Origin of the sequence: Ancylobacter crimeensis (genome assembly GCF_023016805.1) — a bacterium.
Classification (GTDB): domain Bacteria; phylum Pseudomonadota; class Alphaproteobacteria; order Rhizobiales; family Xanthobacteraceae; genus Ancylobacter; species Ancylobacter crimeensis.
The window spans coordinates 109,970-130,820 of the sequence record NZ_JALKCH010000004.1 but is presented as its reverse complement, the minus strand read 5'-3'; the positions used below and the strand labels follow the sequence as shown (position 1 = coordinate 130,820).

Sequence of the window (20,851 nt, the reverse complement as noted above, 5' to 3'; positions counted from 1 at the left end):
GCGGCGGCAGGCCGCGTGACCTCCCGTCGTTGTGACGCGCCCCCCGTGAAGCTCCATCTCAGCCCGTCTCGAAATCGCCCTTCTGCGGCGGGGCCAGCGGCACGAACAGGCTGCGGTCGGGCTTGATGTCGATCAGCGGGGTGAGGTCGAGGCAATCGAGCCCTCGCACCAGCAGCGTGCCGTCCTCGATTCCTTCCAGCGCCACGATGGAGGTGCCGATCGGATTCGGCCGCACCGGCGAACGCAGGGCGAAGGTGCCGCGCGTCTCTCCGTCATTGCGCGGGCTCTGCAGGATGAGGTCGCGCCGCGAGCGGTGCAGCCAATACAGTACCTCCAGCCGCTCATACTCTTCGATGCCGGCCAGCGCCTCCTGCCACGGCCCGTCGACGTCGATGCGGCAGAGCGGGCCATCGGTCCGGCCCTGCCGCGGGCATTCCAGCCGGGAGGTCCACGGCGTGCGGATGCGCCCGATGAAGACCAGCCCGGCATCCACCGCCTCCGGCCATTCGATCGCCCGCTCCGCGGCTCGAATCTCGTCCTCGCGTACCATCGGCCCGCCTCCCCTGCTGCCGGTGCAACCCGGCATTGGAGCCGGACCGACATTCAGCTATATCTGGCGCGACACAGCTTTTCACGCCATCCCGTTCGTTCGTCCTGCCCGGATCATCCGCATGACCCCACCCAACGCCTGGCCCCGCATCCTCGCCTTGCAGGGCGCGACAAGCGCCCGCATCCAGGCGACGATGGCGGCCTTCGTGGCGCGGCGGCGGGCCGAGGGCGTCGAGGTCGCCGGCCTCATCGAGGAGAGGATCGGGCAAGAGCCCGATCGGAGCAAGGCGGACGGAGCGGGCAACGCAGGCAAGGCCCCGGGCTCCGGCTGCACCGGCTACAGTCTACGCGAGCTTTCCGGCGGCCGCCTCTTCCGTATCGACCAGGATCTCGGCCCCTGCGCCACCGCCTGCCATCTCGACGCCTCGGGGGTGGTCGCGGCCTGCGCGGCGCTGATGGACACCATCGCCGGGGGATGCGAACTCGCCGTCATCAGCAAATTCGGCAAGCTGGAAGCCGAGCGCGGCGGGCTGGGCGATGCCTTCGCCGCCGCGGTCGGGCGCGGCGTGCCGGTGCTGACGGCGGTCGCCCCCTCCTTCGCTCCGGCATGGGCCCGGTTTGCCGGCCCGCTCGCCGGCTTCGCCCCGCCGGACGATGCGATTCTCGATGCGTGGTGGCACGCAGTGCGCGCCGCTGCTCCCGCCGCACGCATCGCGGCGGAATGATAAGCTGGACGGATGATTGACGGATCGCCAGCTTCGACCGAGTCTAGACTGTAGACGTCGTTACAGCTCCCGGACATGATGGCCCGTCTCAGCATCCGCATCGACCTCGACCCGCAAGGCCGCATCGGGCCGGGCAAGATCGACCTTCTCGAATGGATCGGCCGCACCGGCTCGATCTCGGCGGCCGGCCGGGCGATGAAGATGTCCTATCGCCGGGCGTGGGAGCTGGTGGACAGCATGGGGCAGGTGTTCGGCCAGCCGGTGGTGGTGTCGCAGACCGGCGGGCGCCATGGCGGCGGGGCCCGGCTTACCCCCTTCGGCGAGCAGCTCATCGCCCGCTACCGGATGATCGAGCGCGTCGCGGCGCAGGCCGCCGCCCCGCATCTCGACGCCCTTCAGGACGAGATGCGCGCGCGCGACGCCGCGGACACCGCTCCCCTCGGCGCGGACGCCACTCCCTGAAACGCCGTGCGGCTGCCGGGACGAGCGTTTTGCCGTTGCTCGTTATGCTTCATTGGATATAACGTTCGCATCTGCGAGGAAGAGAGGCCAGATATGAAACGGCGGTCGGTGGTCGCGGTGCGCCATGTCGCGTTCGAGGATCTGGGGCTGCTCGCCGGCGTGCTCGACGCGGCGGGGTGGGACATCGCCTATTGCGAGGCGGCGACCGACGATCTCGGCCATCGCTCCATCGCCAATGCCGACCTCGTCATCGTGCTGGGCGGACCGATCGGGGTCGGCGACGCGCACGCCTTTCCCTTCCTGACGCGCGAGATCGCCCTCATCGAGCACCGTCTCGCCCGCCACAAACCGACCCTCGGCATCTGCCTCGGCGCGCAGCTCATGGCCGCCGCGCTCGGCGCGCCGGTGTTCGCAGGGCCGCAGAAGGAGATCGGCTGGGGAAGCCTCGCCCTCACGCGCGAGGGGCACCGTTCGCCGCTGGCGCCGCTCGCGGAAGCCGGTACGCAGGTTCTGCACTGGCATGGCGACACCTTCGACCTGCCCCGCGGCGCGAAACGGCTCGCCTTCAACGAACTCTATGAGAACCAGGCCTTTTCCTTCGGCCGCTGCGGGCTCGGCCTCCAGTTCCATCTGGAGGCGGACGCGCGCGAGCTGGAGGAATGGTATGTCGGCCACAGCGTCGAACTCGGCGTCGCAAGGATCGACGTCGCCGCGCTGCGGCAGGCCGGCATCGCCCGTCACCCGGATGCGGCCCGCGTCGCCGGCGCGGTGTTCGGCTCCTGGCTCGACGGGCTGTTCCCGCAGGAACGCCCCGGGCGCCGCATGTCCGTGCACGAGGCGCAGGCGGCACATCCGGCCTGAGCCACGCCGGTGCGCATCGTCTCAGGGGGCAGGCTTTTCAGGCCGCTCGTGCGGGCGGGCCTTCCTTTTCCAGCGCCTCGACCTCGGCATCGGTGAAGACGCGCGAGCGGGTGAGGAAGCGCACCCCTTCCGGCGCCTCGACCGAGAAGCCCGAGCCGCGGCCGGGCACCACGTCGATGATGAGCTGGGTGTGCTGCCAATATTCGAACTGCGCGGCGCCGATATGAAAATCGCAGCCGGCGATGGTGCCGAGCTTCACGTCCTGCGGGCCGAGACGGAAATCGCCGGCCGGGTAGCACATCGGCGCCGAGCCATCGCAGCAGCCGCCGGACTGGTGGAACATCAGCGGCCCGTGCTGGGCCTTCAGCCGCTCGACGAGCTCGGCGGCGGCCGGGGTGATCTCGACGCGGGCGACCATAACCACTCCTCCAGCGGGAACAGGCGGGCCGGCGCGGGAAAACCCACGCCGGCCCTGACGACAGGCAGCGCGGCTCAGAAGAAGCCGAGCGCCTTGTTGGAGTAGCTCACCAGCATGTTCTTGGTCTGCTGGTAGTGGTCGAGCATCATCTTGTGCGTCTCGCGCCCGATGCCGGACTGCTTGTAGCCACCGAAGGCCGCATGCGCGGGATAGAGGTGGTAGCAGTTGGTCCACACCCGGCCCGCCTGGATGGCGCGGCCGAAGCGATAGGCGCGGGTGCCGTTGCGGGTCCACACGCCGGCGCCGAGGCCGTAGAGGGTGTCGTTGGCGATGGCGAGGGCATCCTCGTCATCCTTGAAGGTGGTCACCGACACCACCGGGCCGAAGATCTCCTCCTGGAAGATCCGCATCTTGTTGTTGCCGGCGAAGATGGTCGGTTCGACATAGAAGCCGCCTTCCAGCTCGCCGCCCAGCTCGGCCCGCTTGCCGCCGGTCAGCACCTTGGCGCCTTCCTGCCGGCCGATGTCGAGATAGGACAGGATCTTCTCGAGCTGGTCGTTGGACGCCTGCGCACCGATCATGGTCGAGGGATCAAGCGGGTGGCCCTGCTTGATCTTCTTGGTGCGCTCGACCGCCCGCTCGATGAAGCGGTCATAGATGCTTTCCTGCACCAGGACGCGGCTCGGGCAGGTGCAGACCTCGCCCTGGTTGAGCGCGAACATGGAGAAGCCTTCGAGCGCCTTGTCGAAATAGTCGTCGTCGGCGTCCATCACGTCGGCGAAGAAGATGTTCGGCGACTTGCCGCCCAGCTCCAGCGTGACCGGGATGAGGTTGTCCGAGGCGTACTGCATGATCAGCCGCCCGGTGGAGGTCTCGCCGGTGAAGGCGATCTTGGCGATGCGCTTGTTCTGCGCCAGCGGCTTGCCCGCCTCGACGCCGAAGCCGTTCACGATGTTGACCACGCCCTCGGGCAGGATGTCGCCGATCAGCTCCATCAGCGCGAGGATGGAGAGCGGGGTCTGCTCGGCCGGCTTCAGCACCACGCAGTTGCCGGCGGCGAGCGCCGGGGCGAGCTTCCACACCGCCATCAGCAGCGGGAAGTTCCACGGAATGATCTGGCCCACGACGCCGAGCGGCTCGTGGAAGTGATAGGCGACCGTGTCGTGGTCGATCTCGGAGAGCGTACCCTCCTGGCCGCGCACGACGCCGGCATAGTAGCGGAAATGGTCCACCGCCAGCGGAAGGTCGGCATGTGTCGTCTCGCGGATCGGCTTGCCGTTGTCGAGCGTCTCGATCATGGCGAGCAAATCGAGATTGGCTTCGATCTTGTCCGCGACCTTATTGAGCACGCGCGAACGCTCGGCGACCGAAGCCTTGCCCCAGGCGTCCTTCGCCTTGTGGGCGGCATCCAGCGCCAGCTCGATATCGGCGGCGGAGGAGCGCGGCACCTCGCACAGCTTCTTGCCCGTCACCGGGCTCGGATTGTCGAAATAGCGACCCTCGACCGGGGCGACCCACTTGCCGCCGATGAAGTTCTCGTAGCGATTGCGGATGAGAAGTTTGCTGGAGATCGTCTCCAGAGCCTGCTGGAACATTGGCTTCCTCCTGGGATTCGGGCCGATTGAAGCGTCCCTTCCGCGTGTCATCCCCGGCTTGCGGGAAGCGGGGCGCCGCGGTTTCGGACGCAGGTCTCGCGGTAGTCCGCGCGGGGCTGCGACCTTCGGAGCGAAGACTGCGACGGCTCTTGCAGCGTCGTCAACGCAATATTCATGCGAATACAACGTGGGAAATATTTCCGCGCCCGGCGGAAAATCCCCGGATAGGGCGCCCAACCCCGCACCGCGCCGCAACAATCGCGCCGAATACGACCAAAGACGAAAGACACTCTGCCGCATGTGCGAAGAAGGCGGCTTCATCACGTCCGCGTGTGTGCGGCGCGATTCCAGACCAACATCTCATGAACGGCTGCATCGTGCCGGCTGCGGCAACACTCTGCCGCGATGCGCACAATTGCCGTTGCGGCAGATGAAGTGCACCGTCGCACCGTCACAATTGTCATGCTAGTGGCTTCCGGCGGCCGGAAAGGCCATTCCAGGATCGACCTCTATGCCCTCTGTTGCCGGCGCGCCGCGCGTTTCCGTCGTCATTCCCGCCTTCGAGGAGGCCGGCAATATCGGCCGCCTCGTCACCGAGACATTCGCGGCCATAGCGGACGGCGACCTCGGCGAGGTGATCGTGGTGGACGATTGCAGTGCGGACGGCACCGGCGCCGAGGTGAAGGCGCTGCTCGCCACCTTTCCCAAGCTGCGCTACCTGCGCCACGCCACCCGCGCCGGGCAGAGCGCAGCGTTGCGTTCCGGCGTGCTGGCGGCGCGTTTTCCCATCATCGCCACCATGGATGGCGACGGCCAGAACGTGCCCGCCGACATTCCCCATTTGCTGGCCCGGCTCGGCAGACCGGAGGCTGGGGAAGAAGGCGAGCCGGCGCTGGTCGGCGGCATCCGCGCGAAGAGGCTCGCCACCGGCTCGCGACGCTGGGCTTCGCGCTTCGCCAACGGGCTGCGCGCCTGGATGCTGAAGGACGAGTGCCCGGACACCGGCTGCGGCATCAAGGTCTATCGGCGCGATGCCTTCCTGCTGCTGCCCTTCTTCACCTCGATGCACCGCTATCTGCCCGCGCTGTTCCTCAGCTACGGGCATGAGGTGGCCTATGTGCCGGTGGGCGACCGCGACCGCCTCGCCGGCACCTCGAAATACACCAATCTCGGCCGCGCCCTGATCGGCATTTACGACCTGATCGGCGTTACCTGGCTGCGCCGGCGCACGCTGAAGCCGCGCATCGCCGAGGACAGCCGCATCGCAGAGGACGGCCGCGTCGTGCCGTGACGGCCGCGCCGACCCTTCGGGTCATTGCGGACGAATGGCCGAGGGGGCGGATTCTGCGCACGGATTCTGCATGAAGCGACAGGATCGCCCTCGGCGCGCTGGGACGCCCGTTCGCGAACACGCTCCGGCGACATCCCGCCGGGAGTTCACAACCCTGCCGGGGTCCACATGACGGCAGACGCGCGTCAGGCTCCGGGAACGGCGGCAGAAGGCTCAGGTCGCGGTGCGGCGCGCCAGCCGCGCGAAGCCGGCCCGCAGGGCCAGCACACCGGCGCGGGCGTGGTGATGCACGTCGATCCCGATCCGGCTGAGGCGTGTTTCCAGCGCTGCGTCGGTCAGCGCGGGCGGGGTCCAGTCATAGAACAGCCCCTTCAGCCACAGGCCGATGGCGAGGGTCAGTCCGATGGCGATGAGCACATCGGAGAGGAAATGCCCGCCAAAGGCGATGCGGTTCAGCGAAACCGCACCGAGGAACGCCAACGCTCCCGTCACCGCGAGGGGCCGCCAGCGCGGCGGGGTCATCAGCGCGATCGGCAGCAGGCAGGCCACCAGCGCCGCCTCGCCGGACACGAAGGACCGGTTGCGCAGGGCCTCGTCACCGATCGCCCAGGCCGTGACGAAGGACGACGAACCGCCGAACTCCACGATATTGGCCGGGCGCGGCCGGCCGATCGCGGTCTTGAGCACGCCATTCACCAGGAGTGCCGGCGCGGCCAGATAGAGCGTCGTCACGAAAAGCGAGAAGCGGGGCGACCAGAAAGAGGGACTGAGCGGGCGCAGCACCTTCGCAAGAAGGGCCAGCCCGCAAATGCAGGCGAAGCCGACCGGCAGATAGGCTCCGAAATTGCGCAGCTTGCGCAACCCGTGGAAATGCTTGGCGGTGAAGCCGCGGCCCTGTTCGTAGAACAGCTTCGACACGGCGATGTCGAGCGCCGGCCAGAGATGGAACAGCACCGAGATCGCCAGCGTCGCCCCGAAGCAGCACGCGACCGGATGCGCCGCACAAAGCTCCCGCACGCGCCCGACCAGCGAGACGGACCCGGCACGACCGCCTTCCGTCTGAACCCCTGCCGTCATGCGCCCCTCTCCCGCCCCGCAGGTTCAGAATGGCGCATCGGCTTGACGATGTGATGAAGACACGCAAAGCCCGCCCCAAACGCATGGGATCCATGTCGATCAGCGGAAATGCGAGGGAAAACAGGGTGCATAAGGAACAGAATGGCGTGATTCGCATCGGCAGAGGTGACGGAAAGGTCGCGCCACCGGTTGAAAGCGCCGTTCAGCTCGCCCCTTCCGGGCTCTCCGGCAGAGCCGCCGCGCCGGCATCCACCGGCAGGCCCGCCTTCTCGCGCCAGATGAAATAGACGTTGCGCAGATAGATCAGCAACCCGCAGGCCTGCCCGACGATGAACACCGGATCGCCGCGATAGACCGCATAGGCCAGCAGCGTCGCCCCGCCGGCGAGCGAGAAGGTCCAGAACGCCACCGGCACCACGCTGCGCCGCGCCCGCTCCGAGGCGAGCCATTGCAGCACGAAGCGCATGGTGAACAGGCCCTGGCCGACAAAGCCGACAATGAGCCACAGCGTTGCTTGGGACTGGGAGAAAGGCAGCGTCATGGGGTGCTCCCGCGGGGCTGTCCGCCGATGCGGACACAGTGAGGATCGCCAGCATCAGCGGCGGTTTCAAGGCGCTGCGCCGGCATAGACCGACATCGTGACGAGATGCCCGTTACCGGTGTTGAAGCCGGTCACGGTGTCGAGCAGGGAAGGTGCGGCGAGGCCCAGCGCGGCGAGGCGCGCCGCGAAGGCGGCCTGCTGCCGGTCGGACACCGCGGCAACCCGGCAACCGGGTTCGCCGAGGAAATCCGCCGCCGCCGCGCCGTCGCCGAAGCGGGTGTCCTTGCCGAGCGCGAACAGCGCGCTCGCCTCGTTGAAGCCGGACACCATCACCTCCGGCGCCGGGCACGCGCTCTTCGCCACCGCCTCGGCGAGACGCGGGGCCAGCCAGGCGACGCGGATCTGCGGCGCCACGATGCCGAAGCCGAGCCCGTAGAGCAGCACGGCACAGGCGATCAGGCAGCCATAGGCGCGCCCCATCGCCCCGCCCAGCGCCAGCCACGCCCCAACCAGCGCCAGCGCACCGGCCGCCCAGGCGAGCAACAGCACGCCCACCGGGGCCGAGCCCTCGAACCACACCAGCGCCGTCGGCAGCGCGAAGGCGCCTGCCAGTCCGCCGAACGCGGCGAGGATCACCAGCACCCGCGTCCAGCGCGGCCACACCCCACCCCGCGCGCAGGCCGCCGCCCCCGCCAGCAGCGCGATGGCCGGATAGGCCGGCAGCGTATAATGCGGCAGCTTGGTCGCGATCAGCTCGAACACGATCCAGAACGGCACGATCCAGGCGATGCAGAACCGCACCGCCGGCAGCGCCCGGTTCGCCCACACCCAGGGCAGGCCGGCCACCGCCAGCGCGGCGCCCGGCCAGAAGGCGACGAAGAACGCCAGCAGATGCGCGCCGGGCGGCAGGCCGTGCGATTCCTGCCCGCTCGCCACCTTGCCCAGCAGGTCGTTGCCGACCGATTCGTGGAAGAAGTCGGTGCCCGAGGCGAGGAAGATCGCGATCACCCAGGGCAGCACGATCGCCAGCATCACCGGCACGCCGATGGTGGGCCGCAGCCGCTTCAGCCAGGCCGCCTTCCGGTCCATGGCGAGAAGGCCGAGCACCGTGCCGCCCGCCAGCAGCGGCACGATGGGCCCCTTGATCATGATGCCGAAGCCCATCGCCGCCCAGAACAGGAGCGCCGGGCCGAGCCGGCGGGGGCTCTCCGGCCGCGCCAGATAGCACCACATCAGCGCCAGTTGCCCGGCGAGCGCGGCGGCGAGCTGGGTGGCGTCCGTCTTGGCGAGATGCGCCTCCCCGCCCAGCACGAGACAGGAGGCGAGTAGCGCCGCCCCGGCGAACGCGGCCCGCGGCCCGAACAGCCGCAACCCGATGGTGTGGGTCAGCAGCACGGCGAGGCAGGCAGCGATCAGCGAGGGCAGGCGCAGCGTCCAGATCGGCGCCGCACCGTCGCCATGGCCGGTCAGCGTCGCGCTCGCGGTCTGCAGCCAGTAGATGCCGATCGGTTTCTTGAAACGCGGGTCCTCGCCGAGACGGGGCGTAACGAAATCGCCGCTCGCCAGCATCTGCCGGCTGGCCTGCGCGAAGCGGGCCTCGTCGCGATCCACCGCCGGCAGGCTTGCGAGACCCGGCAGCCACGCGGCGAGGCACAGCGCGAGCAGCGCCACGCGCGCGAGCCCGATGCCGCCCGCGCTCACCAGCCGCGCAACCCATCCCTCGCGCTCGCGCGTCCTAGGACCCACCTGCGGGCCGGCCCCACGTCGGGCTGCACTGGCCTGAGCCGCTTCGACCATTCCACCTCCGACAGACCCCGGCGCGCCGACACGAAGGCGGGGCGCTCTTTACATGGCGGTCATATGGCACAGGAAGTGGATCGGACGAAAGATCACGAAAGGGAAAGCCCAGTTCTTGATCAGCCGAGGTCGAGGCGAAGACGCTTCGACCCCGGCGAAGAATTGGCTATCCCGTTCTATTACCGCCGTTCTATCGCAGCAGGGGCACCCTCGCTCATGGCGCGGCGGTCAGCGCGGCCTCCGGGCCCACGAGAATCTGGTTGGTTTCCGCCCACCATTGGAAGGCGTTGGAAGCCTCGACGATCTCGTCCGGCGTGTCGGCGGCCTGCAGGCGTCGGATCAGCCCGTCATAATCGCCCTTCGGATGCGGATTGACGCTCGCAAAGGCGAGCGCCTCCTCCAGCGTGTGAAGGTCGAACATCGCACGGCCCGCGCGCACGCGCAGGGACGGGATAAGCGGGGTGCCGGCCTCGCTGGCGTCGATCAGGTTCGGTTCCATCGCGTCTCTCCCCTTCGTGGTCGGCTGCCAAGGTAATGCGCGGCAAGGGACGCCGGTTCCGCCGTGGAATTCATGTGCGCTCTGCGCCTGCGCCATTGCCGCAGGCGGCCCGGCTCCCCATGATCGCTCCCGAGGGGAAAATCGGTTCACGGGAGAGAAGAGAATGGATCTCGGACTGAAGGGCCTGCGCGCGCTGGTCACCGGCGGCACCAAGGGTATCGGCAGGGCGATCGCGGAGACCCTCGCCGCCGAGGGCGCGGACATCGCGATCTGCGCCCGCAAGGCCGACGAGGTGGAAAGCACCGTCTCCGCGCTGGCGGCGAAGGGCGTGCGCGCGTCCGGCCGCGCGGTGGACGTGGCGGACGGGCCGGGCCTCGCCGGCTGGGTGGCCGACGTGGCGGCCGAATTCGGCGGGCTCGACATCGTCGTCGCGAATGTGAGCGCGCTGGCGATCGGGCAGGACGAGGCGAGCTGGCAGAAGAGCTTCGAGACCGACATGCTCGGCACCGTGCGCCTCGTAAACGCCGCGATGCCCTTTCTCGAACAGAGCAAGGCCGGTGCCATCGTCGCCATCTCCAGCGTCTCCGGCCGCGAGATCGACTTCGCCGCCGGGCCCTACGGCACCTTCAAGGCGGCGATCATTCATTACACGCAGGGCCTCGCCTTCCAGCTCGCGGGCAAGGGCATCCGCGCCAACACCGTCTCGCCGGGCAACACCTATTTCGAAGGCGGGGTCTGGAACCAGATCAAGGACGGCAACCCGGAACTCTACGCCACCGCGCTGGCCCTCAACCCGACCGGGCGCATGGGCACCCCGCAGGAAATGGCCAACGCCGCGGTGTTCCTGGCGAGCCCGGCGGCAAGCTTCATCACCGGCACGAACCTGGTGGTGGACGGCGCGCTGACGCGAGGCGTGCAGTTCTGAAGCCCCGCGCTCCCGGGCGGTGGGTGCGCGGTCGGGCGGTTCGGTTTAACCGGCAGGTTCGGCAGGCGGGCCGCTCAAGCCGGCGACGCCCGCTCCACTCCGCATGACGGAAGGCGAGCCTCACGAGCCGTAACACCGCACGACCCGGCGCGACGCATCCCCTCTCCCCGTCGGGGAGAGGGTTGGATTGAGGGGCTGCGACGCGAGGGTCTTCGACGCGCCAAGGCTCCGCAGCCGCCCTCCCCTCACCCGACGCAGGCGCGCCGACCTCCCCCCGACGGGGAGGTGAAGACGCCGCTCCGGGACGTACTGGCGCGTGCAAGGTCGGGCGGCCGGCGATACCGGGCGATCGGGTTGGCCGGCAGGCTCAGCCTGCGGCCGCGGGCGGGCGGAAAGCGTCGCCCTCCCCGCCCTTCAGCCCTCGCCCGGCTCGCCCACCAACCCGGCGGCGGCGATGCCGGCGAGGGCGGCGGCCTCGTCATTGTCGGAGGTGTCGCCCGAGATGCCGACGGCGCCGAGCAGCGCGCCCGAACCGTCGCGGATCAGCACGCCGCCCGGCACCGGCACCAGCGCCCCGCCGGCGACATGGCTGGCCGCGGCGATGAAGAAGGGCTGGTCCTTCGCCCGCTTGAACAGGGCCCGGGACCCCACGCCGAGGGAGAGCGCACCATAAGCCTTGCCGTGGGCAATTTCGGAACGCTTCAGCGCCGAACCGTCCTCGATGGCGGCCGCCTTCAACGCGCCGCGCGCATCCAGCACCACCACGCCCATCGGCTTGAAGTTGCCGGCCCGGCAATGGGCGAGCGCCGCGGCAAGGATGGTCTGGGCGGCAGCAAGGGTCAGGTCGGTCATCGGGGATCTCCGGAAGGAAGACGGATGAAAGGATGCCGCGACGACGCGGATATGCCGGCAGGCGGCATGGGCGACGGAGCGGGGCGACGGGGGAGGCCGTCGCCTGGGCCCATCGCGTCGTCCCGGCCGAAGTGAGGTACAGGGCCGGGAGCCGACTGGTGGAGCGGAACGACGAACGGCGCGCTCCTCCGGCGACGGAGCCGGGCGCGGAGATTATTCGGGGCATCCCCGGCCCGGCCGGCGCGTCACCCGGCCGGGGAGCGGCCGGATGCGGGTGCCGGATGGGCCGGCCGCGGCCTCAGCGGATCGGCGGGGCGTAGAGGATGCCGCCGGCGCTCCAGAGCTGGTTGATCCCGCGCGGGATGGCGAGCTTGGAGCGGGCACCGACATTGCGCTCGAACACGTCGCCGTAATTGCCCACCGCCTTCACGATCGCGACCGCCCAGTCCTTCGAAAGGCCGAGATCGGGGCCGAACGTGCCATCCGTGCCCATGAAGCGCTTCACGTCCGGCTTGGAGGACGACGCCGCCTGCGCCAGCGTCTCGGTGGAGATGCCCAGCTCCTCGGCATTGACCAGCGCGAAGACGCTCCACTTCACGATGTTGAACCACACATCGTCGCCCTGCCGCACCACGGGGCCGAGCGGTTCCTTGGAGATGACGTCCGGCAGCACGATGTGGTCGGCGGGCTTGGCCAGCTTCTGACGCAGCGCGTAGAGCTGGGAGACGTCCGTCGTCACCGCATTGCAGCGGCCATCTTCATAGGCCTTCGCCACCTCGTCGACGCTGGGCAGCTCGACCAGCTCCAGCGTCATGTTGTTCTGCGCGAAATAGTCCTTCGCGTTCAGGGCGCTGGTGGTCCCGGCCTGGGTGCAGACCTTCGAGCCGGAAAGCTCCAGCCCCGAGGTCAGGTTGCGGGAGGCCGGCACCATGAAGCCCTGGCCGTCATAATAGGCAACGGCCGGGAAGAGCAGCTTCTGCCCGGTCTCGCGCTGCATGGTCCAGGTCGAGTTGCGCGAGAGCACGTCGATCTCGCCCTTGGCGAGCGCCGGAAAGCGCGCCTCCGCGCTCAGCGGCACATAGGTGACCTTCGCGGCATCGCCCAGCGTCGCCGCGGCCACCGCCTTGCAGATGTCGACGTCGAAGCCGCTCCACTGCCCCTTGTCGTCAGGCGCGGAAAAGCCGGAAAGGCCCTGGTTGACGCCGCATTTCAGCGTTCCGTGCGCTTTCACGTCGGCGAGCGTGTCGGCATGGGCGCCGGCGGCGCCCGCGGCCAGCACGAGGCCGGCAGCGGCCATCAGCCGGGTGAGCGGCTTGGCAATGCGTGTCATGTTTCCCCCATTTGCGGCTCGGGCCGCATGTCGTTCACGGGCGCCGCGCGGACGGCGCGCTCGATCGGCCCACCCTCAGAGCGAGGGTGCCTGCCGGATGATGACCTTGGTGCCCACCGGCACGCGCTGGAACAGGTCGGCGACATCGGCATTCACCAGCCGGAAGCAGCCGGAGGACACCGCCATGCCGATCGTGTTCGGCATGTTGGTTCCGTGAATGCGGTACACCGTCTTGCCGAGATAGAGCGCCGCCGCCCCCATCGGATTGCCCGGGCCACCCGCCATGAAACGGGGCAGATAGGGCTGGCGCTGGATCATCTCCGGCGGCGGGGTCCAGTCCGGCCATTCCGACTTGCGGGTGATGTGCTCGAGGCCCGCCCACTGGAAGCCGTCGCGCCCCACCCCGATGCCGTAACGCAGCGCGCGGTCATTGCCCTGCACCAGATAGAGGAAGCGCTCGTCGGTGTGGATGATGATGGTGCCCGGCGGCTCGTTGCTGCGGAAATAGACCGGCTGCCGGCGGAAAGCGGGGTCGAGCTGTGATTCGTCGTCGGAGGGCACATAGCCCGGCTTTTCGTCGATCTGCATGACCGAGGGCTGCACGGGCGCGGGCGGGCGCACCTGGGCATGTGCCGGCGCGGCGCTGGCGAGCATGGCGAGCGTCACGGCTGCCGGGGCGAACCGCGCAAGGCCGAGGGCGTGGAACGCCCGGCGGGCGGCGGCGTCAGGCGCCAGCGCGCGTCCCGTATCGGAGCCGCGGGAACGGAAAGCGGAAATACGCATGGATGGGCGTCCTCATATCCTTCGGGCCCGCTGCCCCGTTGGGCGGGCCATCTCGTTTGCCATTCGTCGCCATCCGCGATGGAAGGCGGTAAACGCGATCCTGTCAACGCCGCCTCACGTTGCGGCGCGCATAACCGGCCGGATAAGGCGGAAGGGGGGAACACCACCCCGCCAGCCACCCCGCCGCTCAGCCGAGCCCGGCGCCGGGACGACGCCACAGGCCGGAGGATCGCGAATCACCTCACATATTGAGGTGCGCCCCTCACACAGAGGGCCCGGCCGGGGGCTGCACCTTCTGGTCTCATCATCCACCTCACTGGCCTGACCGGACCGTGAGCCGCCGGCCTCGCGGCACGTCGCCCACCGGCCCACGCGGTCCGGCGGGGGCACGGACCAGGCCGAGGCGTCCGCCGTGGCAGGGGCGGAGGAAGGGCTGCCGCAGGGGACCGTCAGAAATAGCTGGCGAACAGGTTCTCCAGCCGCTCCTGCCGGCCCGAGCGCGGCTGCGGATCGAGCCCTTCCGCCTCGACGCGGGCGGCGATGTCGTCGAGCGAGCGCCCGCCACCCAGCATGGCCTGCGCCTCCGCGCCGTCCCAGCCGGCATAGCGTTCCTCCACGGCGGCCTTGAGCGCCCCGTCCTCGACCATCTTCGCCGCCATCAGCAGGCCGCGGGCGCACACATCCATGGCGCCGGCGTGCGCGAGAACCAGATCCTCGGGGTCGATCGACTGCCGCCGCACCTTGGCGTCGAAGTTCATGCCGCCCGTCGTAAAGCCGCCCGCCTTCAGGATTTCGTAGATGGCCAGCGCCGTGTCCTCGATATTGGTCGGGAACTGGTCGGTGTCCCAGCCGGACTGGGCGTCGCCCTTGTTGATGTCGATGGAACCGAACACCCCGAGCGCGGCCGCCATGGCGATCTCGTGCTCGAAGGAATGGCCCGCCAGCGTGGCGTGGTTCGCCTCCAGGTTCAGCTTCACTTCCTTTTCAAGCCCGGCCCGGCAAAGCAGGCCATAGACCGTGCCGACATCGAAATCATATTGATGTTTCGTGGGTTCCTGCGGTTTCGGCTCGATCAGGATGGTGCCCTTGAAGCCGATCTTGTGCTTGTGCTCGACCACCATGTTGAGGAAGCGGCCCATCTGGTCGAGCTCGCGCTTCAGGTCGGTGTTGAACAGCGTCTCGTAACCCTCGCGCCCACCCCACAACACGTAATTGGCGCCGCCGAGCTCATGCGTCACCTCCAGCACGTTCTTCACCTGTGCGGCGGCATAGGCGAAGACGTCGGGGTCCGGATTGGTGGCCGCACCGGCCATGAAACGCCGGTTGGAGAACAGGTTGGCGGTGCCCCAGAGCAGGCGCACCTTCTCCGTCTCCATCTTGCCGGCGAAGATGTCGGCAATGGCCCGGACATTGGCGTTGGACTGCGCCAGCGTGCGCCCTTCCGGCGCGATGTCGCGATCGTGGAAGGCGAAGAACGGCACGTCGAGGATGTGGAACAGGTCGAACGCCACATCCGCCTTGGCCCGCGCCAGCGCCATCTCGTCGTCGCCATGCATCCACGGCCGCAGGAACGTCTCGCCGCCGAAGGGGTCGCCGCCCGGCCAGGTGAAGCTGTGCCAATAGGCGACGGCGAAGCGCAGATGGTCCTCCATGCGCTTGCCCAGAACCATCCGGTCCTTGTCGTACCAGCGATAGGCGAAGGGCTCGCGTGATTGCGGTCCCTCATAGCGAAGCGGTTCGCTGTGCCGGAAGAACGAGGTCCGGGTCGTCATTGGCGTAACTCCCTGATATTGTAAGACTTCAAGGCCGGATAAAGCGCGCGGTAGCGCGCATGGCGTTCGGCATAGCGGGCCGCCAGCGCAGCGTCCGGCTCCACCGTCTCGACCCGCTGCGGCGGGGTGCACACGGCCTCCGGCGCCTCGCCGGTCACCGCCATGCGGGCGAGCCGGGCCGCACCGAACGCCCCGCCGCGCTCGCCATCCGCGACGCGATGGATCGGCAGGTCGAGGACGTTCGCGGTCACCGAGGTCCAGAAGCGCGAGCGCGAGCCGCCGCCGATGATGTCGGCCGAGGTGATGGTCGTGCCCGCCTCGCGCAGCGCCTCAAGGCAGTCGCGGAAAGCGAAGGCGACGCCTTCCATCACCGCCTGCGTCAGCGTCTCGCGCGAGGTGTCGTGGTCGAGACCGACAAAGGCGCCGCGCGCTTCGGGGTCGTTGTGCGGCGTCCGCTCACCGGACAGATAGGGCAGGAAGAACACCGGCGCGGGCGCCGAAGGCGCGGGACCGAGCCGGCTCTCCAGCACGCCGGGCGCTTCGCCGGCCACTTTCGACCACCAGCCGAAGGCCGAGGCCGCGGAGAGAATGACGCCCATCTGGTGCCAGGTGGCAGGAATGGCATGGCAGAAGGCGTGGACACCGTGAGCCGGGTTCGGCGCGAAGCGTGCGGTGGTGGCCCACAGCACTCCGGAGGTGCCGAGGGAGACGAAGGCGTCGCCGTCGCGGATCGCACCGAGGCCGATGGCGCCGGCGGCATTGTCGCCCGCCCCGCCCGCGACGATCGGCGCAGCCGTCATGCCCCAGCGCGCCGCCAGTTCCGGCTTCAGCGCAGCAGCCGGCGCGTTGCCCTCGACGAGACGCGGCATGTAGCTGCGATCCATCCGGGTCAACGCCAGCGCCTCGTCGGACCAATCGCGAGCGCCGGTGTCGAGCCACAGCGTTCCGGCACCGTCCGACATCTCCTCCACCATCTCGCCGGTGAGGCGATAGCCGATATAAGCCTTTGGCAGCAGAACCTTTTTCGTGCGGGCGAAAACCTCCGGCTCGTGCTTCGCCACCCAGAGCAGCTTGGGCGCGGTGAAGCCGGGCATCGCCCGGTTGCCGGTCACGCGCGGCAGGTCCGGCCACGCCGCCTCCATCTCCCGGCACTCGGCGATGGAGCGGCCGTCATTCCACAGGATGGCCGGTCGCAGCACCTCGCCGCCGGCTCCCAGCAGCACCGCGCCGTGCATCTGGCCGGACAGAGCGAGGCCGCGCACGGCGGCGAGTTCAGCCGGCTTCTCCGCCTTCAGCCGGTCGATGCTGGCGAGCGTCGCCTGCCACCAGGCTTCCGGGTCCTGTTCGGAAAAGCCGGGCGCGGGGCGGGAAATGTCGAGCGGGGTTTCCGCACTGGCAATCACACGCTGTTCATCGTCGACGAGGACGGCCTTGATGGCCGAGGTCCCGAGATCGAGGCCGAGAAACATGGGTCGGGCTTCCTAAGGATCGGGCTGCCGGAGCAGGAAGGGAGGGAGCGAAGCAGTCGGGCTTCCGGCAGAGGGTTTGCCCCGGATCAGGGCAAATTGTCACGGATGAAGATGTCGATGCGGATACGTTCCTGCTCCTCCATCAGCGGCTCGCCCGCGCAATGGGCCAGCAGCACCCGCGCCGCCGAACGCGACTGGTGGCCGGCATCCTGGTTGATGACCGCGTCCATCACCCCGCGAAGCAAGGCGCGGCGGGTGTCGTCTGTGAGATCGTGGCCGATGAAGACCAGCTCCTTCGCCCGCCCGCTCGCCTCCAGCGCAGTAGCGATGCCCCGATTGCCGGCACCGACATTGTAGAGCCCGACAAGGTCCGGAACCTCGCTCACCAGCCGCTGCGCGACCTGGCGGGCGCGCTCCTCCTCGTCGAAGCTCTCGCCGAGCGCGACCACCTTGAGGCCGGGGAACTCCCCCGTGATCACCTGGCTGAAGCCGAACTGCCGTTCGGCATGGTCACGCAGCGCCGCCGTTCCGACGACAAGGCCCACCGAGCCGCTCCGTCCGCCCGCGAACCGACCGAGCAGCGTCGCCGCGGTACGGCCGGCGGCGATGTTGTCGATGCCGACATAATGGGCGCGCTGGGAGTTGGGAACGTCCGACACCAGCGTCACCACCGCGACGCCCGCGCCTACCAGATCGTCGATCGCTGCACGCACGCGGGGATGATCGAGCGCCACCACCGCCACCCCGTCATAGCGGCCGGCCAGCCGCTCCAGCGTTCGCGCCAGCTCCTCGGGGGCGAAGACATCGACGCGCACGAGGTCGATATAGGCGTTCTGCCCCTTCAGCCATTCCGCCGTCAGCCCAACCTGCTGGGCGAGCTGCCGCATGAAGACATTGCTTCCCGCCGGCAGCACGAAGCACAGGCGCCACGTCTCGCCCCGCGCCAGCCGCGCCGCCGCGAGATTTGGCCTGTAGCCGAGCCGCGCGACGGCCGCCTGCACCCGCTCCACCGTCTGCCCCCGCACCCCGGCCCGTCCGTTCAGCACCCGGTCCGCCGTTGCCAGCGAAACCCCGGCCTCCCGGGCGACATCCTGCAGAGTTATGCGTGAGAGGGGTCTGGACATGGTTCGATGTTGCGCCCAAACTCTGAGGTACGCAACTCATCCTCGGGCTCCGTCCACTCGACCAAGGATGTAGAGCCGAACCGGCCGAGACGCGCTAGAGTGGTCAACGGAGATTATAAAGATTGAAACCTGCGCGGCGACGCGCACCAGATGCAAGGATCCATGAAGCGCACAGATAAATGAGGTGCGCCCATCATGAAATCCAATGGTTTGCCGAGGCTGCGAGGCCTCCGGCACCCCAAGAGGGCAACGCCAATCAGCCCCGAGACCGTCGGCTCCGGAGACCGGAGCCGCCGGAACAGCGATCATCCCTGGGAGGAACCCGATGAAGACGTCCTTCACGCTCTCGCTCGCCGCGCTCGCGACCGCGCTGAGCCTCACCGCCGCCCGCGCCGCCGATGTCGTGGTCGGCGTCAGCTGGTCGAACTTCCAGGAAGAGCGCTGGAAGACCGACGAAGCCGCCATCAAGAAGGCGCTGGAAGCCGCCGGCGCCAAATACATCTCGGCCGACGCGCAATCTTCCGCCTCCAAGCAGCTCTCCGACGTCGAAGCGCTGATCGCGCAGGGCGCCAATGCGCTCATCATCCTCGCACAGGATTCCGACGCCATCGGGCCTGCCATCACCAAGGCGCAGAACGAGGGCATTCCGGTGGTCGGCTATGACCGGCTGATCGAGAACCCCTATGCCTACTACATCACCTTCGACAACAAGGAGGTGGGCCGGATGCAGGCCTCCGAGGTGCTGAAGCTGGCGCCGAAGGGTAACTACATCTTCATCAAGGGTTCCTCAGCCGATCCGAACGCGGACTTCCTGTTCTCCGGGCAGATGGAGGTGCTGAAGCCGCATATCGACAAGGGCGAGATCAAGAATGTCGGCGAGGCCTATACCGACAGCTGGCTGCCCGCCAACGCCCAGAAGAACACCGAGCAGTTCCTGACCGCGGCGAAGAACGACGTGCAGGCCGTGGTCGCCTCCAATGACGGCACCGCCGGCGGCGCGGTGGCGGCGCTCGCGGCACAAGGCCTTGCCGGCAGCGTGCCCGTCTCCGGCCAGGACGCCGATTTCGCGGCGTTGAACCGCATCGCGCTCGGCACCCAGACGGTCTCGGTGTGGAAGGATTCGCGCGAACTGGGTAGGAAGGCGGCCGAAATCGCGCTTCAGCTCGCCAAGGGAACCGCGCTCGACAAGGTCCCCGGCACCACCACCTTCACCGGCGGCCCGAAGCGCGTCGCGATGAACTCCACCTTCCTCAAGCCGATCCCGATCACCCGGGACAATCTCGGCGTGATCATCGAAGCCGGCTGGGCGCCGAAGGCGACCGTCTGCCAGGGCGTCGCCAAGGGCAAGGTCAAGGCCTGCGACTGATCCGACCCTCGCCCTATGGCTTGAAGCCGGTCGCGACGGGTTTGCGCTCGCGACCGGCTCGAATGGATGGATGAGGACGGCCCATGAGCGACATCCCGGCCGGCGGGCCGCCTCCCGCCAAACAGACGGTCCCCGCCTCCGCACCACAGACGGCACCGGTCTCGCGGCTCGGCGCGCTGGAAGTCGACATGCGCTTCCTCGGCATGGTCGGCGCGCTCGCGATCATCTGGATCGTGTTCGATTTCCTCGCCGACCACACCTTCCTCACGCCGCGCAACCTGTGGAACCTGTCGGTGCAGACCGCCTCCATCGCGGTCATGTCTACCGGCATGGTGCTGGTCATCGTGATGAGGCACATCGACCTGTCGGTGGGTTCGATCCTCGGCGTCACCGGCATGGTGATGGCGGTGTTCCAGGCCAGCTATCTGATGCCGGCCTTCGGCTTCAACCATCCCGCAGTGTGGATGCTGACGCTTGTCGTCGGCATCGCGCTCGGCGCCTCGATCGGCGCGCTGCAAGGCTTCATCATCGCCTATCTCGGCGTGCCGGCCTTCATCGTCACGCTGGGTGGCCTGCTGGTGTGGCGCGGGGCGGCGTGGGCGGTCGCGGAAGGCAAGACGATCCCGCTCACCGACGACCATTTCAAGCTGCTCGGCGGCGGTGCCGACGGTTCCATCGGGGCGGGCTGGAGCTGGATGGTCTGCACCCTCGCCATACTCGCCATCGTCTTCGCCACGGTGCGCGCGCGCCAGCAGAGGAAGCGCTTTCGCTTCCCGTTGAAGCCGGTCTGGGCCGAGTTCGTGACCGCCGGTTTCGCCTCGCTGGCGGTGATCGCGGCCACGCTGGTGATGAACGCCTACACATTGCCCGCCGCCCTTGCCCGCCGCTATGCGGAAGCCCATGGCATCGAGGTGCCGGCGGACGGGCTCTTCATCAGCTTCGGCTATGCGGTGCCGGTTCTCGTGGCGCTGGCGGTTGGAATCGTCATGACCTTCATCACCACCCGCACCCGCTTCGGCCGCTATGTCTTCGCCATCGGCGGAAACCCGGAGGCAGCCGAACTCGCCGGCATCAACACCCGGCGCATCACGGTGCAGGTCTTCGCGCTGATGGGCGGGCTCGCGGCCATCGGCGCGGCCATCTCCACTGCACGCCTCAACTCCGCGACGAATGCGCAGGGTACGCTCGACGAGCTCTACGTGATCGCCGCCGCGGTCATCGGCGGCACCTCGCTGTCCGGCGGCGCCGGCACCGTGGCGGGAGCCATGCTCGGCGCGCTGGTGATGCAGAGCCTGCAATCGGGCATGGTGCTGATGCGGGTCGATACGCCCTACCAGAACATCGTGGTCGGCATGGTGCTGGTGTTCGCCGTCTTCATCGACACCGTCTACCGCAAGCGCTTCAAGTGAGGGGAG

At 68.7% G+C, this 20,851-nt stretch carries 20 protein-coding genes; 7 read left to right on the top strand and 13 right to left on the bottom strand.

The features are described 5' to 3' along the window. Positions 1–58: 58 nt before the first annotated feature. Complete coding sequence (gene tsaA, locus MWN34_RS06770; protein ID WP_247027880.1) at positions 59–550, bottom strand: tRNA (N6-threonylcarbamoyladenosine(37)-N6)-methyltransferase TrmO; 492 nt, start codon at positions 548–550, stop codon at positions 59–61. 121 nt (positions 551–671) lie between these two features. Between tsaA and MWN34_RS06765 the strand changes: the two genes are divergently transcribed. The 3 genes from MWN34_RS06765 (at position 672) to MWN34_RS06755 (ending at position 2,597) form a co-directional block, all read left to right on the top strand. After that, positions 672–1,274, top strand: a complete 603-nt coding sequence (locus MWN34_RS06765; protein WP_247027879.1) for a DUF2478 domain-containing protein — start codon at positions 672–674, stop codon at positions 1,272–1,274. 78 nt (positions 1,275–1,352) lie between these two features. Beyond that, complete coding sequence (locus tag MWN34_RS06760; RefSeq protein ID WP_247028354.1) at positions 1,353–1,736, top strand: winged helix-turn-helix domain-containing protein; 384 nt, start codon at positions 1,353–1,355, stop codon at positions 1,734–1,736. Between the two features lie 93 nt (positions 1,737–1,829). Next, positions 1,830–2,597 carry a glutamine amidotransferase gene (locus MWN34_RS06755; protein WP_247027877.1) on the top strand — a complete coding sequence of 256 codons (768 nt, stop codon included), beginning with the start codon at positions 1,830–1,832 and terminating at the stop codon, positions 2,595–2,597. A gap of 37 nt (positions 2,598–2,634) precedes the next feature. Here MWN34_RS06755 and MWN34_RS06750 read toward each other — a convergent pair whose 3' ends face one another. Continuing rightward, entirely contained in the window at positions 2,635–3,015 is a 381-nt protein-coding gene (locus MWN34_RS06750) for a DUF779 domain-containing protein (RefSeq protein WP_247027875.1), read from the bottom strand. Between the two features lie 74 nt (positions 3,016–3,089). After that, a complete protein-coding gene (adh, locus tag MWN34_RS06745; protein WP_247027873.1) occupies positions 3,090–4,610 on the bottom strand; it encodes an aldehyde dehydrogenase in 1,521 nt (506 codons plus the stop codon). Positions 4,611–5,121: 511 nt separating this feature from the next. Between adh and MWN34_RS06740 the strand changes: the two genes are divergently transcribed. After that, a complete protein-coding gene (locus MWN34_RS06740) occupies positions 5,122–5,901 on the top strand; it encodes a glycosyltransferase family 2 protein (RefSeq protein ID WP_247027871.1) in 780 nt (259 codons plus the stop codon). A 213-nt stretch (positions 5,902–6,114) separates the two neighbouring features. Here the strand turns inward: MWN34_RS06740 and MWN34_RS06735 are convergent, their stop codons facing one another. The 4 genes from MWN34_RS06735 to MWN34_RS06720 form a co-directional block, all read right to left on the bottom strand. Continuing rightward, positions 6,115–6,978, bottom strand: coding sequence for a phosphatase PAP2 family protein (locus tag MWN34_RS06735; RefSeq protein ID WP_247027869.1), 864 nt, complete (start codon positions 6,976–6,978; stop codon positions 6,115–6,117). 202 nt (positions 6,979–7,180) lie between these two features. After that, entirely contained in the window at positions 7,181–7,519 is a 339-nt protein-coding gene (locus tag MWN34_RS06730; RefSeq protein ID WP_247027867.1) for a lipid-A-disaccharide synthase N-terminal domain-containing protein, read from the bottom strand. Positions 7,520–7,585: 66 nt separating this feature from the next. Continuing rightward, on the bottom strand, positions 7,586–9,316 hold the full coding sequence (locus tag MWN34_RS06725; RefSeq protein ID WP_247027865.1) for an ArnT family glycosyltransferase: 1,731 nt from the start codon (positions 9,314–9,316) through the stop codon (positions 7,586–7,588). A 214-nt stretch (positions 9,317–9,530) separates the two neighbouring features. Then, positions 9,531–9,815 (bottom strand): hypothetical protein, encoded by a 285-nt coding sequence (locus MWN34_RS06720; RefSeq protein WP_247027863.1) that lies wholly within the window; start codon positions 9,813–9,815, stop codon positions 9,531–9,533. A gap of 163 nt (positions 9,816–9,978) precedes the next feature. Here MWN34_RS06720 and MWN34_RS06715 point away from each other — a divergent pair, with 163 nt between their 5' ends. After that, positions 9,979–10,740, top strand: coding sequence for an SDR family NAD(P)-dependent oxidoreductase (locus MWN34_RS06715; RefSeq protein WP_247027861.1), 762 nt, complete (start codon positions 9,979–9,981; stop codon positions 10,738–10,740). A gap of 414 nt (positions 10,741–11,154) precedes the next feature. Here MWN34_RS06715 and MWN34_RS06710 read toward each other — a convergent pair whose 3' ends face one another. The 6 genes from MWN34_RS06710 to MWN34_RS06685 all read right to left on the bottom strand — a co-directional run bounded on the left by MWN34_RS06710 (position 11,155) and on the right by MWN34_RS06685 (position 18,070). Next, on the bottom strand, positions 11,155–11,592 hold the full coding sequence (locus MWN34_RS06710) for a GlcG/HbpS family heme-binding protein (RefSeq protein WP_247027859.1): 438 nt from the start codon (positions 11,590–11,592) through the stop codon (positions 11,155–11,157). A gap of 298 nt (positions 11,593–11,890) precedes the next feature. Beyond that, positions 11,891–12,922: an amino acid ABC transporter substrate-binding protein gene (locus tag MWN34_RS06705; RefSeq protein WP_247027857.1), complete on the bottom strand. Its 1,032-nt coding sequence runs from the start codon at positions 12,920–12,922 to the stop codon at positions 11,891–11,893. A gap of 75 nt (positions 12,923–12,997) precedes the next feature. Continuing rightward, positions 12,998–13,576: a L,D-transpeptidase gene (locus MWN34_RS06700; protein WP_247028353.1), complete on the bottom strand. Its 579-nt coding sequence runs from the start codon at positions 13,574–13,576 to the stop codon at positions 12,998–13,000. A gap of 578 nt (positions 13,577–14,154) precedes the next feature. Continuing rightward, on the bottom strand, positions 14,155–15,477 hold the full coding sequence (gene xylA / locus MWN34_RS06695) for a xylose isomerase (protein ID WP_247027855.1): 1,323 nt from the start codon (positions 15,475–15,477) through the stop codon (positions 14,155–14,157). After that, complete coding sequence (gene xylB / locus MWN34_RS06690; RefSeq protein WP_247027853.1) at positions 15,474–16,946, bottom strand: xylulokinase; 1,473 nt, start codon at positions 16,944–16,946, stop codon at positions 15,474–15,476. Before xylB ends, xylA begins: the two co-directional genes overlap by 4 nt. Positions 16,947–17,032: 86 nt before the next feature. Beyond that, positions 17,033–18,070 carry a LacI family DNA-binding transcriptional regulator gene (locus MWN34_RS06685; RefSeq protein WP_247027851.1) on the bottom strand — a complete coding sequence of 346 codons (1,038 nt, stop codon included), beginning with the start codon at positions 18,068–18,070 and terminating at the stop codon, positions 17,033–17,035. Between the two features lie 325 nt (positions 18,071–18,395). Between MWN34_RS06685 and xylF the strand changes: the two genes are divergently transcribed. After that, positions 18,396–19,436, top strand: coding sequence for a D-xylose ABC transporter substrate-binding protein (xylF, locus tag MWN34_RS06680; protein WP_247027849.1), 1,041 nt, complete (start codon positions 18,396–18,398; stop codon positions 19,434–19,436). 83 nt (positions 19,437–19,519) lie between these two features. Further along, entirely contained in the window at positions 19,520–20,845 is a 1,326-nt protein-coding gene (locus MWN34_RS06675; RefSeq protein ID WP_247027847.1) for a sugar ABC transporter permease, read from the top strand. Positions 20,846–20,851: the final 6 nt, after the last annotated feature.